This window comes from Rhizobium sp. BK275 (genome assembly GCF_014193555.1).
In the GTDB taxonomy this organism is placed as follows: Bacteria; Pseudomonadota; Alphaproteobacteria; order Rhizobiales; family Rhizobiaceae; genus Rhizobium.
Genome location: NZ_JACHZL010000005.1, coordinates 111,386 through 124,451 on the forward strand (window position 1 = coordinate 111,386; position 13,066 = coordinate 124,451).

Annotated in this window: 12 protein-coding genes; 5 read left to right on the forward strand and 7 right to left on the reverse strand. The window is 60.3% G+C overall.

Annotated elements, in window-relative coordinates; genetic code table 11:
- The gene (gene ugpC / locus FHT82_RS16960; RefSeq protein ID WP_183733107.1) at positions 1-1,098 is read left to right on the forward strand and encodes a sn-glycerol-3-phosphate ABC transporter ATP-binding protein UgpC; all 1,098 of its coding nucleotides are present in this window, start codon (positions 1-3) and stop codon (positions 1,096-1,098) included.
- 45 nt (positions 1,099-1,143) lie between these two features.
- Here ugpC and FHT82_RS16965 read toward each other — a convergent pair whose 3' ends face one another.
- Positions 1,144-2,442: an alpha/beta fold hydrolase gene (locus tag FHT82_RS16965; RefSeq protein WP_183733110.1), complete on the reverse strand. Its 1,299-nt coding sequence runs from the start codon at positions 2,440-2,442 to the stop codon at positions 1,144-1,146.
- 96 nt (positions 2,443-2,538) lie between these two features.
- Between FHT82_RS16965 and FHT82_RS16970 the strand changes: the two genes are divergently transcribed.
- The 3 genes from FHT82_RS16970 to FHT82_RS16980 all read left to right on the forward strand — a co-directional run bounded on the left by FHT82_RS16970 (position 2,539) and on the right by FHT82_RS16980 (position 6,430).
- Positions 2,539-3,684 carry a Xaa-Pro peptidase family protein gene (locus FHT82_RS16970; RefSeq protein ID WP_183733113.1) on the forward strand — a complete coding sequence of 382 codons (1,146 nt, stop codon included), beginning with the start codon at positions 2,539-2,541 and terminating at the stop codon, positions 3,682-3,684.
- A gap of 438 nt (positions 3,685-4,122) precedes the next feature.
- Positions 4,123-5,307: an alpha-D-ribose 1-methylphosphonate 5-triphosphate diphosphatase gene (locus FHT82_RS16975; RefSeq protein ID WP_183733116.1), complete on the forward strand. Its 1,185-nt coding sequence runs from the start codon at positions 4,123-4,125 to the stop codon at positions 5,305-5,307.
- A 163-nt stretch (positions 5,308-5,470) separates the two neighbouring features.
- A complete protein-coding gene (locus FHT82_RS16980) occupies positions 5,471-6,430 on the forward strand; it encodes a trypsin-like peptidase domain-containing protein (RefSeq protein WP_183733119.1) in 960 nt (319 codons plus the stop codon).
- Positions 6,431-6,538: 108 nt separating this feature from the next.
- Here FHT82_RS16980 and FHT82_RS30565 read toward each other — a convergent pair whose 3' ends face one another.
- The 6 genes from FHT82_RS30565 to FHT82_RS17005 form a co-directional block, all read right to left on the reverse strand.
- Complete coding sequence (locus FHT82_RS30565) at positions 6,539-6,673, reverse strand: hypothetical protein (protein WP_281412293.1); 135 nt, start codon at positions 6,671-6,673, stop codon at positions 6,539-6,541.
- 50 nt (positions 6,674-6,723) lie between these two features.
- A complete protein-coding gene (locus FHT82_RS16985) occupies positions 6,724-7,140 on the reverse strand; it encodes an organic hydroperoxide resistance protein (protein WP_183733122.1) in 417 nt (138 codons plus the stop codon).
- Between the two features lie 159 nt (positions 7,141-7,299).
- Positions 7,300-8,625, reverse strand: a complete 1,326-nt coding sequence (locus FHT82_RS16990) for an ATP-binding protein (protein WP_183733125.1) — start codon at positions 8,623-8,625, stop codon at positions 7,300-7,302.
- A complete protein-coding gene (locus tag FHT82_RS16995) occupies positions 8,622-9,362 on the reverse strand; it encodes a response regulator (RefSeq protein ID WP_183733128.1) in 741 nt (246 codons plus the stop codon). Before FHT82_RS16995 ends, FHT82_RS16990 begins: the two co-directional genes overlap by 4 nt.
- Positions 9,363-9,499: 137 nt before the next feature.
- Positions 9,500-10,543 (reverse strand): alpha/beta hydrolase, encoded by a 1,044-nt coding sequence (locus FHT82_RS17000; protein ID WP_183733131.1) that lies wholly within the window; start codon positions 10,541-10,543, stop codon positions 9,500-9,502.
- 137 nt (positions 10,544-10,680) lie between these two features.
- Positions 10,681-11,049, reverse strand: coding sequence for a DUF488 family protein (locus tag FHT82_RS17005; protein WP_183733134.1), 369 nt, complete (start codon positions 11,047-11,049; stop codon positions 10,681-10,683).
- Positions 11,050-11,281: 232 nt separating this feature from the next.
- On the opposite strand from FHT82_RS17005, the gene FHT82_RS17010 reads away from it, so the two are divergent.
- A complete protein-coding gene (locus tag FHT82_RS17010; RefSeq protein ID WP_183734175.1) occupies positions 11,282-13,057 on the forward strand; it encodes a cytochrome c biogenesis protein DipZ in 1,776 nt (591 codons plus the stop codon).
- The last annotated feature ends 9 nt before the right edge of the window (positions 13,058-13,066 follow it).

The window sequence follows — 13,066 nt, forward strand, 5'->3', positions numbered from 1 at the left end:
ATGGCACGCCTTGAACTGCGCAACGTGGTCAAATCCTACGGCATCTACGAAGCCGTGCGCGGCATCAACCTCAATATCGAGGACAACGAATTCGTCGTCTTCGTCGGCCCGTCCGGCTGCGGCAAATCGACGACGCTGCGCATGATCGCTGGACTGGAGCATATCACCGGCGGTGATATCGTCATCGGCGATCAGGTCGTCAACCGGCTTGGCCCCGGCAAGCGCGACATTGCTATGGTGTTCCAGAACTACGCGCTCTATCCGCACATGAGTGTCAGGGAAAACATCTCCTTCTGCCTCGAACAGCAGAAGCTGCCGAAAACGGAGATCGACGAGCGCATCAGCCGTGCCGCTGAGACGCTGCATATTACCGAACTCCTGTCTCGGCGCCCCGGCCAACTGTCGGGCGGGCAGCGCCAACGCGTCGCGATGGGCCGCGCCATCGTACGCAATCCCAAGGTCTTCCTGTTCGACGAACCGCTTTCCAACCTCGATGCCAAGCTGCGGGTGCAGATGCGTACCGAGATCAAGCGCCTGCACCAATTGTTGCCGACCACGACCGTCTATGTCACCCACGATCAGGTCGAGGCGATGACCATGGCCGATCGCGTCGTCGTCATGAATGGCGGCATTATCGAGCAGGCCGGTCCGCCGCAGGAACTCTACCATAATCCTGTCAGTCAGTTCGTGGCCGGTTTCATCGGCTCGCCGTCGATGAACTTCCTCAACGCATCGCTCGAGGCCGACGGCAATGGACTGGTCGTCATCCTGGAAGACGGCAGCCGGCTTGCGGTTCCAGTGACGCGGGCTCAGGAATACCTGGCGCATGCCGGCAAGCCGGTCATCTTCGGAATCCGGCCTGAATCGATATCAAGCCTGGCGCAGAAACCCGGCTTTGAAACCATCGAGGCTGATATCGATCTGGTGGAGCCGCTGGGGCCGGAAACAATGATCTATTTCGACATCGGTTCGGTCGGCATATGCGCTAATGTCGATCCGGAGAGCGATCCGCGTCCGCGCACGAAAATGCCGCTCTCCTTCAACATGAACCGTATGCACCTCTTCGATCCCATCGGCGGCAGGTCGCTTTCGGCCTGACGTCTGGCAGGCCCGCGAGCACACCCGAGATGAAGGCCCCTCGGATTATCCGAGGGGACCGCCGCGATCACGCACCATCTGCCTGAGACGTGTGAAGACGGCTGGCGACTGGCGCACGCCGTCATGTTCGAATTCATTCGTGACCCAGGTCCTGACATTGCCGACGTCACGGGCGGTTGCGAGCGACAGCTCGGCATCGACATACATATCGTCGAAATAGACCGCCGCAGCGACCGGGATCTCGCTCGATGACAGCCGCGCAGTATCGTAGAGCGGCTCGAACCCGTCGCAACGCGCCAGCGCCTCCATGGCATCGCGGAACGGCCGCAACGAGCGGATTTCCTCAAACATCCACGGATACATCATCTCGCCGGTCAGATAGAGCGGCCGGCTCTCTTCACCGAATTCGACAAATTCCGATCGGATGCGCTCCGCGGCCCAACCCGTTGCAGTCTTACCCTGCCCGTAAATGCTTTCCTGCAGCACCGCGAACATTGGATTTCCGTCATAAGAGGTCAGCGACATGACCGAGGCCAGGAAGGCATCTGAAAAGCGTGTCTCCTCCTGATCGGAGAAGGCCTCGTCCACCAGCCAGTGCACATTCTCGTAACCCGGCGCCATGCCGAAATCGATGCCGATCGTCTGCAGCCGGCGCACCGTCAGGCGATCACCATCCGGAAGCCTGACATCATCGGCGGCAATGCGCTCGGCGATACGGGCGATGCGATCGCGATCAGCCGGATACCGCCGATAATATTCCCGGTTCTTGGCCGCGACGCGCGGATAGGTGCGGCGATAGACGTCATCGGCTGTTGCGGAAAGCCCGGCCAGTCCGCCGGTGACATAACAGGCGGCCAGTCCCTCCGGGGCCTGCGACAGATAGGTCAACGTCAGAAAGCCGCCATAACTCTGGCCAAGCGTCTCCCAGCGTACCCCGCCAAACACGCTCTTCCGGATATGCTCGCAATCGGCAATAATGTTGTCTGCACGGAAACGGCTGAGATAATCGGCCCCTGCCTTCCCATCCGCAAAGGCGGCCATCGTGGCGCTCTCGATGCGGGTGCTTCGTCCGGTGCCGCGCTGATCGAGCAGCACGACGCGGTAATTCTTCAGCGCTTCGCCAAGCCACGAGGGGCCGCCGCCGACCGGACGCGGTGATTTGCCGCCAGGACCACCCTGCAGGAACAGCAGGACGGGCAGTTTTTCCTGTTTACGCGTGGGATCGCAGACCTCGCGCGCAAAGACCTTGATCGATACGCCATCCGGCTTTTTCCAGTCGAGCGGCACGTCGACGAGATGGTCGCGGACATGGACGCCGGGGATCGTGTATTCGCTGACGAGCATGGTCAAATCCTGTAGATTGTTTGTCGACACAGTGCCTACAATTGCCCTATGCTGGAATCAAGCATCTAATTTCGGCAAAAATCACGGATATATAGCGTGTCTCTCCAAGCCTGGTCCCATCCCGTCGCAGCCATCACAGATGAAGAAAGGCAGAGCCGCCTGTCGCGCCTGCGCGAACGCATGCAGGCGCAAGGCATCGCTGCCACCTTGCTCGGCCCGACTGAGAGCTTACGCTATTTCACCGGCCTCGTCTGGCACCTGAGCGAACGCCTGCTCGGCGCGCTCATGACTGACGATAAGCTGATTTATATCGTGCCCGGTTTCGAGCGCAGCCGTGTCGAAATGCTCCCGCATCTGCCGGGTGAGATCGCCGTCTGGGAAGAAGAGGAAAGCCCGGCGGCGCTCGTCTCGCGGCTAGCCGGGCCAACAGGCAAACTCGCCCTCGACGACGCACTGCCGCTTGCCTTCTACCATGCCTTCACCGAACAGATAGGCGCTGCGCGTCTCATCGACGGCGGACCTCTCATCCGCGCGCTGCGTGCCATCAAATCGCCGGCGGAAATCGCGCTCATCCAGCATGCGATGGGCATCACGCTGGATATTCACCGCAAGGTCCGCGATACGCTCGCACCCGGCACCGCGGCTTCGGAGGTGGTTCGCTTCATCGATCAGCAGCATCGGGCGGCAGGCGCCGACGGCGGCTCGACCTTCTGCATCGTCTCCTTCGGTGAGGCAACCGCGCTGCCGCATGGTGCAGATGGTGAACAGATCCTGAAGTCGGGCGATGTCATTCTCGTCGACACCGGCTGCCGCCTCGACGGCTATCATTCGGATCTGACGCGCACCTATATGCTCAACGAAGGCAATGGCGAATTCGAACGCGCCTGGGCGATCGAGCGCGAAGGCCAGCAGGTCGTTTTCGATGCGGCAAAACTCGGCGCGCCATGCGAAAGCCTTGATATGGCCGCCCGCAACAAGTTTGCACACCATGGCCTCGGTCCGGACTACTGCCTGCCCGGCCTACCGCATCGCGCCGGTCATGGTCTCGGCCTCGAAATCCACGAGGCGCCCTATATCGTCCGAGGCAACGGAACGCCGCTGGCCCCAGGCATGTGCTTTTCGAACGAGCCGATGATTGTCTTCCCCAGCAGATTCGGCATTCGCCTCGAAGATCACATCTATATGGCAGAAGACGGCGCGCATTGGTTCACGACTCCGGCTGCAAATCCTTACGCGGTCTGAGTTCCATTGCGCAGACGTGCGAAAAGCCTGTTCGTGCCGGTCACAGCCGCCGCGACTTGCAGCCACGTCAAACTGAGCCGACATCCGCAATAGCAGCCCGCAGAAGGAGCGCACGTTAGCGATCATGGATGGTCCACTCTGACCTGCATAGGATGCATAATCTGCATAGGTTTTTTTATTGATCACGTGGGAAATGTCAGATGGTGACATGACAGTCACTAATCTGACATTTCCTAGAGAGCGGTAGAAACTGCCCCTGCATCTCCTGCACCCTATGCGGCACTCGATTAGACGAAAGCGCTTGCCGGTAACCGGTCGTTTTCGACGAGGCGCCTGCGGATCAATGATCTTGCTGACATGTTTCGTCATCGCAGCAGCGTAACAGGCTAGGTCGTCGCATCGGCAGATCCGACAGATCTAGGATGGATGGAGCGGAGAATGTGGCTAAGTGATTTCGAAATCGTGCTGCGCGATAGGGTTATACCTCGCGGCGCAGTCAGGATCGAAGGCGGCCTGATCGCGGAAATCAGGGAAGACCCTGCGGCTTCTGCCGACATCAATGGCAGCGGCAGGCTGCTGCTTCCCGGTTTTATCGACATGCATGGAGACATGATCGAGCGCGAGATCGAGCCGCGTCTGAATGTGCGCTTTCCTTTGGAGCTCGGCCTCTTCGAACTCGACAAGAAACTCGCCGGCAATGGCATCACCACCGCCTTTGCGGCGCTTTCTTTCCACGGTAATACCGGCTACGGCAACGTCCGATCGGAAGAACATTCGCGTTCGATTATCCAGACCCTGATTCAGCTCCGAAAAAGTGATCTTCTTGTCGACCACAGGGTCCATGCGCGCTTCGAAATCACCTTCACTCATGCCCGCGCCGTGATCGAAGATCTGCTGCGGGCCGGCGCCCTCGACCTCGTGTCGCTGATGGACCACACGCCAGGACAGGGCCAGTATCGCGATGTCGAGCGGCATATCGAGACGATTGCCCGCAACAACAAAATCACGCTTGAACAGGCTGCCCGTCGCGTGCGAGAGCGCATCGAATACCGAGCCCAAAACAATGATGCAGTCGACAATCTGGAGGCAATCGCTGCCACCGCGCGCGATCATGGCGTCATCATCGCCTCCCACGACGATGACAGCATCGAAAAGGTTGCGATCGTCGAGGGACTGGGTGCACGCATCAGCGAATTTCCAGTGACGATGGCGGCGGCGCAGGAAGCCCGCAAACTTGGACTGGCAACAGCAATGGGGGCGCCGAACGCGCTTCGCGGCTTGTCCTATTCGGGAAATCTCTCTGCCCGAGAGGCCTACGAGTACGGCGTCCTCGACATTCTGGCGAGCGATTACCACCCCGCCACCGTACTGCCGGCCGCCATCGCGCTTGCAGAAGCTGGATCGGGCGGGCTGCCGGCATCTGTGGCGCTCGTCAGCGCTAACCCAGCGACGGCGCTCGGGCTTACAGATCGTGGCGCGATCGAAGTTGGCCTGCGTTCCGATCTTGTCATCGCTGAACGCGGTCGTCTTCCACGGCTGAGGGCAACCTTCTGCCGCGGAAAACTGGTCTACTCAGATGGAACGGTTCCGGGATTGTCGGCACCATACGCGGTCTCATGCTGAGCCCCAACGCCTTTCGCGGAGCATTGCGGCGCGTCTCTTGAAAGATAAGCCCGCAAGCCTCACCTGATATCTCCATTGTTCACCTGTCGAACTGACAGCCCTTTGCCATCAGCAGTCGCTGCCGTTCCTCAACGTCGACGCTTCACGCGTCGGAGGAGATTTCATGGGATTCATTGATCGTGACATTCAGCCGTCGTCCGATGCCGGGCTGCTGGATGCCTATTCTGAAACGGTGTCAAACGCCGTCGACACGGTCGGTCCGGCTGTCAGCCGGATCGAACGCGTCGGTGGACGGGCCGGCCACGGTTCCGGCTTCGCCATCTCTCCTGATGGTCTCGTCGTCACCAACAACCACGTGGTCGGCGATGCAAAAGCCGTCACCATCAAGACGCCCGAGGGTACGGTTGTCGAAGGCAGGGTCCTCGGCCGGGATGAAGACACCGACCTCGCTCTTATCAGGGCCAATGATTGGTCCGGAGCCTGGGCACAGCTTGCGGATTCCAAAAAGCTGAAGCGCGGACACATCGCGATCGCCATCGGCAATCCGCTCGGCTTCGAATGGACTGTCACGGCCGGCGTCGTTTCTGCGCTCGGGCGTTCGATGCGAGCGTCCAGCGGACGCTTGATGGAGGATATCATCCAGACCGACGCTGCCCTTAACCCCGGAAATTCGGGTGGCCCGCTGGTTTCTTCCCTGGGCGAGGTAATCGGCGTCAACACCGCCGTCATCCAGGGTGCGCAAAGCATTGCTTTTGCCGTTGCATCGAATACCGCCAAGCACGTGGTATCGGACATTCTGCGCTTCGGAGAAGTCAGGCGCGGATATATCGGCATTGCGGCCGATACGGTCGATCTGCATCGGCGCATTGCGCTTGAAGCGGGCGTTCCGCAGCGGACGACGGTGCGCCTGCGCCGTGTCGAAGATGGCGGCCCCGCCGCAAGGGCCGGCCTTCGCGAAGGTGACTACCTGCTCGCAATCGGCGGTCAGCCGGTGTCGGGAATAGATGACGTCGTCCGGCTTTTGGATGGAACAACAATCGACGCCGAAGTCGATGTGCTGATTTTTTCCGTCGCTGGCCGGATCGAACAGCGCACCGTCCGTCCAACGAAACGGGCGAATTAGCTGGTCACGTGATGAGCGTGCCTGGAAATCAGCCATTCAAGTAACAAGGCACCCGTCTTTCGGAGGGCGCCTTGTCTGTTTGCCTTTCGCGACATGAAATCGCGATGATTATAAGGATCCGGGCGCAACAGCGGCTGCGGCAAGCAAACCAAGCAAAGGCGATGGTTCGTTAGAGAACACGTCGTAGATGCAAGGTGCTGCAAAAACGGTTACGGCCAGAATACCGATGACGATCCTTTTCATTGAAGCCTCCGGGGACGCAACAAGTCTGCATCCGATTTATCCTTGATGCCTTAGACGAGGTTCAGCTCGACATTGATATTGCCGCGCGTCGCCTTCGAATAGGGGCAAGTCTGATGAGCTTCCTCGACGAGGGCGCGGGCCACTTCCGGTTCCAGACCCGGCAGGCTGATGTTCAGGCGCGCCTGCAGGAAATAGGCGTCGCCGGTCATACCGAGATCGACTTCGGCATCGACAGCAGTATCAGCGGGGAGCCTTAGCTTGCGCTTGCCGGCGGCCAGGCCCATCGCGCCGATGAAGCAGGCCGACCAGCCGGCTGCGAAGAGCTGTTCGGGATTGGTGCCGGCCTGGGCGCTGCCCGGAGGCGAAAGCTTGATGTCGAGCTGCGCATCGCTGCTGCGGGCCGAACCGTCGCGGCCGCCGGTGGTATGGGTCTTACCGGTGTAGAGAACCTTTTCAATCGTCGTCATGTGAGCACTCCTTCGTTTCCTGTCGCTGCTCGCGACATCTGGTGACGGAGTGGTTTTGACGATCTGACGTATCCCGTATGTTTCTCAAATCGGCCGAAATGTATCAAAGCGTAGCACCGGCCGATCCAGACATTTTCATATACAAATCAGTGAAAAAGCTCAGTTGGCGCGGATGATGATTTCGGCCGCCAGCCCGCCACCTTCGCGATTATAGAGCCGCACCGATCCGCCGATCGCTGTGGCCAGCTGCTGAGCGATGGCAAGGCCGAGCCCGGTGCCGCCGGTCTCGCGGTTGCGCGACTGCTCCAGCCGGAAGAACGGCTGCATGGCGGCTTCGAGCATGGCATCCGGAATGCCCGGGCCACGATCCATCACCGTGATGGCGATAGCCCCCTCGTCTTTCCGCTCGACGCCGATTTCGGCGGCACCGGCAAATTTCAGAGCATTGTCGATGAAGTTCGTCAGAATGCGTCGAAGCGCATGGGGTTTTGTCGATGCGACACCCTGCACGAGGCCTATAACGGCGACGGCGTTATCCATGTCCTGATAATCATAGGCGATGCTGTCGATGAAGGATGAGAGGTCGATGCGCGAAAACTTCTCGCCATTGCCATGGGCGCTGCGGGCATAGGCAATCCCGTCCTGCACCAGCCGCTCGATCTCGCCGAGATCACGCACCAGCTTGTCCTTCTCGAGGGAATCGTCGGCCATATCGGCGCGCAGGCGCATGCGGGTGATCGGCGTCTGCAGGTCATGGGAAATAGCCGCCAGGATCTGCACGCGCTCCTCGAGATAATGCGCAATTCGTTCCCGCATGGCGTTGAAGGCGCGCGCCGCATGCGCAACCTCGCTCGGGCCGTGCTCGCTGAGCGGTGGCCCTTTCTTGTTGGGATCGAGCGCATCGGCCGCGGCAGCTAGCGCGCCGAGCGGACGGATCGCCTGACGGACGGCAAACCATGTGCAAAGCACGAGCAGCACCATCTGTATGGCGAGTACATAGGGCAGCCATGCCGCAATCGGCATGGGAGGTCGCGGCGTGATGTCGATCGTCAGGGGGCTTCCGTCGCTCAGCGTCAAATGCGCCTGCAACCGGCTGATATCGCCGGGAATGGATTCCATTCGGATCGGATAGGTGCCGCCGATCGCTTCTTCGATCCTGCTGCCGATTTCCCTGCCCTTGCTGGAATTGTCGGGCACGCCGGGAAGACCTGGTCCGAGTACGAAGCGATAATTGCCACGGCTCAAGCGGTCGAGCAAGCCGGCTCGCTGGTCTGCCGGCAGACGGTCGAGAACAGCGATCGAGGTCGCGACGTCACTTTCCAGCGTACCAAGCATGATGGCCTTGGCGGACATGGACCGCTCGACGAAGAGCACGGTGAACGACAGGCCATAGGCAATAGCCAGACCCAACAGGAGGATAAGGAAAAGTCGAGCCCTGAGGGTGTTCGGCCAAAATCTGGAGCGAATAACAGCTCCCACACTCATGACCTGGCCTCTTCAATCTCCACTGGAACGGAAAAGACGTAACCTTCGCTGCGCACCGTCTTGATATAGGTCGGCTCGCGGGCATCATCCCCCAACCGCTGGCGCACGCGGCTGACAAGAAGGTCTATCGAGCGGTCGAAGAGTTCCGCATCACGGCCCTGCGTCAGGTTCAGAAGCTGGTCGCGGTTGAGCACCCGCTGCGGATGGTCGATGAACACGCGCAGCAGGCGGTATTCCGCACCACTCAGCGCAATCTCTGTTCCTTGCCTGTCGAGGAGGTGCCTGCCGACCGTATCGAGGCGCCAGTCGCCGAAGCGCAGCCACTGCCCGGCCTCGGATATCTGCAGGTTCGGCGGCAGGGCACGGGCGCGGCGCAAGACGGCCTTGATGCGCGCCAGAAGTTCGCGGGCGGCAAAGGGTTTCGGCAGATAGTCGTCGGCGCCCATTTCGAGCCCGATAATACGGTCCATCTCGTCGCTGCGGGCCGTCAGCATCAGGATCGGTGTCGCCTTGTGTTTTCCGGCGCGCAGCTCACGGCAGAGTACAAGCCCGTCATCGCCGGGCATCATGACATCGAGCACGATGAGGTCGACCGTATTGGCCTCGAGAAAGCTGCGCATCTGGCGGCCATCGGCAGCAACACTCGTGCGGAGACCGTTCTTCGTCAGATAGCTCGAAACCAGCTCTCGGATTTCACGATCGTCATCGACGATCAGGATATGGTCGACATGCTCCATCTCTAGACTTTCGGATCCTCTATCGGTCGGTGCAAAGCAGGCTCGCTGCTCCCGGGGACAGACTCGCTATTCCCCTTTTTGACTCTGAATTGGCTGCCGCGAAACAGGAATTCTGGTCGCGGCAGCGACAGTCGGTTTCAGAAGCGATCGACATCCAGGATGGCCTGGGCGAAAGCCTGCGGTGCCTCCTGCGGCAGGTTGTGCCCAATGCCGCCGGTGATGGTGCGGTGTTCGTATTTTCCGGTGAACTTTTTGGCATAAGCCGAAGGCTCCGGATGCGGGGCGCCATTGGCATCGCCTTCCATAGTGATGGTCGGCACGGTGATGACTGGGAAGGCGGCGAGCTTCTTTTCCAGCGCATCATACTTCTTTTCGCCCTTGGCAAGGTCAAGCCGCCAGCGGTAGTTGTGGATAGTAATGGCCACGTGGTCGGGGTTTTCAAAAGCCTTGGCCGAGCGGTCGAAGGTCGCGTCGTCGAAATTCCATTGCGGCGAGGCGAGCTTCCAGATCAGCTTGGCGAAATCGTGCCGGTTGGCTTCATAGCCGGCGCGGCCGCGCTCGGTGGCGAAATAGAACTGATACCACCAGGACAACTCGGCCTGCGGCGGAAGGGGCTTCCTGTTGGCTTCCTGGCTACCGATCAGATAGCCGCTGACGGAGACCAGGCCCTTGCAGCGTTCCGGCCAGACAGCTGCCATGATATCTGCAGTGCGACCGCCCCAATCGTAGCCGCCGATAACGGCGCGCTCGATGTCAAGAGCGTCCATGAAGTCGATCATATCGGTCGCGATGGCGGCCTGCTGGCCGTTGCGAGGGGTCTTTGCAGAGAGAAACTCGGTCGTGCCATAGCCGCGTAGATAGGGGATGATGACGCGATATCCGGCATCGGCAAGGATAGGCGCGACGTCGACGAAGCTGTAGATGTCGTAGGGCCAACCATGCAGCAGAAGCACAACCGGGCCGTCTGCCGGACCGGCTTCGGCGTAGCCAACGTTGAGCACGCCAGCCTTGACCTGCTTCAGCGCCTGAAACGAAGTATGTGTCCCAGCCTTAACAGTCGGCGCGGCAGCCTGCATCGATTGGGCACCGGCGGCGCTGGTCAGGCCGAATTCGGCCGCTGCCATCGTGATGGCAGCTACACCGAGGAAATGACGGCGCTGAAGGTTGATTTCATTGGACATTGGCTCTCTCCGTTTTCAAGTTGATGACAGAAAAAAACAGCCGGCATGTATCCCCGATATTTCGGGCATCCGGTTCTAATGCATGCGGATGTAGCATCCGGCCTGTTGGATACGTTCTGATACAATTCTCCGCCGCCTCACTCGGACTGGCGGTGCATAAGGAAATCACGAAGCACGACGGCATTGTTGTGCTCGTCATCGTGAGCGGCATAGAGCAGCGTAACGGGGCCTTTCTTCGCGAAATCGGCCACGAGCTTCACTTCCTCTTCCTTGTCCTGAAGCTCCTCCGTGTAGCGCCTGCGGAACTCCTCCCAGCGATCCGGTTCATGATTGAACCAGTGGCGGAGCTCTGTGCTTGGGGCCACATCCTTCAGCCAGGCATCGAGTGCAGCGCGCTCCTTGCTGAGGCCGCGCGGCCAGATGCGATCGACCAGCAATCGGGCGCCATCCGTAGCAGCCTTGGCCGTATAAGCGCGCTTCAGCTTTATGGCTTCCGCTTTGACCATCTTGACATCCTCCGTGCTGGGCCGACCGTCTCTGCCGGCAATATCCCGGCGATATGGGGCAGGTATGGAGAGAAGATAGCGCAGCCGTGATCCGCGCGCTTCCTACACTTCGGTACATATTGCCACCGAACCGGACACATCCGAGATACATCGCCTCGACCAGATTGGCCCCGTTGCTGGTCGAGCCGCATCGCCGTCCAGAGCCCGTAACCCGGTTTCAAAGGAAACGATGATGACCCTTCTTGTCATTGCCTATCTCGGAGGGGCGCTGACCATATTCAGTCCATGCATCCTCCCCATCCTTCCCTTCGTCTTTGCCCGCGCCGGACAGCCTTTCCTACGCAGCACGCTGCCGATGCTGATCGGCATGGCCGCCACCTTCGCGCTTGTGGCGACGCTTGCTGCCGTCGGCGGAAGCTGGGCGATCAATGCCAATGAATATGGCCGCCTTGCCGCACTGGCCCTGCTTGCCGTCTTCGGCGTCAGCCTGATTTCGCTGCGCATCGCTGCTTTCATCACTCAGCCGGTCGTCGATTTCGGCAACCGCCTGCTGAATGCGTCCGGCAAGACCGGTTCTGCCCCGACAGCGGCAAACGCGCTCATTCTGGGCATCGCGACCGGTCTGCTCTGGGCGCCCTGCGCCGGGCCTATCCTGGGTCTGGTACTGACAGGGGCAGCCCTCCAGGGCGCCAATCTGCAGACGACCCTCCTGCTGCTTGCCTATGCTGCAGGTGCCGCCACTTCGCTCGCGACGGCCCTTTCCGTCGGTGGAAAGATTTTTGCCGGCATGAAGAAGTCGCTTGGCGTCAGCGAGCGGATTCGCCAGGGGCTGGGAGCCGCCGTGCTTGCAGGTGTCGTCGTCATCGCACTCGGTCTCGACACTGGTCTGCTGTCGCAGCTTTCCTATGCCAGCACGGCGTCCTTCGAACAGGCCGTGCTCGACAAACTTAACGTGAAGCGAACCGACGGCGTGCCGTCCGAGGTTGCAAGCAATGACAAGATGATCGGCCTTGCCGATGCCAAGACACCTTTCCACAGCGACCTTCCGGTCGAAGGCTCTGCTCCGCCGCTCGATGGCGCCGTCGAATGGCTGAATTCGCAGCCACTGACCATGGAACAGCTCCGCGGCAAGGTCGTGCTCGTCGATTTCTGGACCTATTCCTGCATCAACTGCATCCGCACCATCCCTTACGTCCGTGCCTGGGCCGAAAAGTACAAGGACCAGGGCCTGGTGGTGATCGGCGTGCATGCCCCGGAATTCGCCTTCGAGAAGAAGATCGATAATGTCAAAAAGGCCGTTGGCGACTTCAAGATCGGCTATCCTGTCGCAATCGATAACGACTACAAGATCTGGCGTGCCTTCGATAACAGCTACTGGCCGGCCCATTACCTGATCGACGCCAAGGGCCAGATCCGCGAACATCACTTCGGCGAAGGCAACTACCGTCAGACCGAACAGGCGATCCAGGCTCTGCTGCGCGAAGCCGGCAGTGAAATGGCCGAAAGCGCGCCGGTGACACCGGATGCAAAGGGCGCCGAGGCAGGCCCGGACCTGAAGCATATCGGCTCAGGCGAAACCTATATCGGCTATCGGCAGGCCACCAGTTTTGCCTCCAACGAGAGCATGCGCGCCGATGCCGCCAGAGACTATTCGGTCAAGCAGCCGGGTCTCAACCAGTGGGGTCTTTCGGGCAAATGGACCGTCGGCGCCGAAGAGGCCACGCTCGATCAGGCGGGCGGCAGCATTGCCTATCGCTTCAGTGCTCGCGACCTGCACCTCGTCCTCGGTCCCGATGCAGCCGGCAAGCCCGTGCGCTTCCAGGTGACGATCGACGGCAAGGCACCTGGTGCCGATCACGGAAGCGATATCGATGCCGATGGAAACGGCACGGTGACTTCGACGAAGCTCTACCAACTGGTGCGCCAGTCCGGCGACATCGAAGCCCGCAACTTCGAGATCCGCTTCTTCGATCCCGGTGTCCAGGCCTACGCCTTCACATTCGGCTGACACTCATTC

Coding starts and splice junctions, on each gene's coding strand:
- FHT82_RS16975 (WP_183733116.1), top strand. CDS start 4,123: ATGTGGCTAAGTGATTTCGAAATCGTGCTGCGCGATAGGGTTATACCT.
- FHT82_RS17000 (WP_183733131.1), bottom strand. CDS start 10,543: ATGTCCAATGAAATCAACCTTCAGCGCCGTCATTTCCTCGGTGTAGCT.
- FHT82_RS16990 (WP_183733125.1), bottom strand. CDS start 8,625: ATGAGTGTGGGAGCTGTTATTCGCTCCAGATTTTGGCCGAACACCCTC.
- FHT82_RS16980 (WP_183733119.1), top strand. CDS start 5,471: ATGGGATTCATTGATCGTGACATTCAGCCGTCGTCCGATGCCGGGCTG.
- FHT82_RS17010 (WP_183734175.1), top strand. CDS start 11,282: ATGACCCTTCTTGTCATTGCCTATCTCGGAGGGGCGCTGACCATATTC.
- FHT82_RS16965 (WP_183733110.1), bottom strand. CDS start 2,442: ATGCTCGTCAGCGAATACACGATCCCCGGCGTCCATGTCCGCGACCAT.
- ugpC (WP_183733107.1), top strand. CDS start 1: ATGGCACGCCTTGAACTGCGCAACGTGGTCAAATCCTACGGCATCTAC.
- FHT82_RS16995 (WP_183733128.1), bottom strand. CDS start 9,362: ATGGAGCATGTCGACCATATCCTGATCGTCGATGACGATCGTGAAATC.
- FHT82_RS16985 (WP_183733122.1), bottom strand. CDS start 7,140: ATGACGACGATTGAAAAGGTTCTCTACACCGGTAAGACCCATACCACC.
- FHT82_RS30565 (WP_281412293.1), bottom strand. CDS start 6,673: ATGAAAAGGATCGTCATCGGTATTCTGGCCGTAACCGTTTTTGCAGCA.
- FHT82_RS17005 (WP_183733134.1), bottom strand. CDS start 11,049: ATGGTCAAAGCGGAAGCCATAAAGCTGAAGCGCGCTTATACGGCCAAG.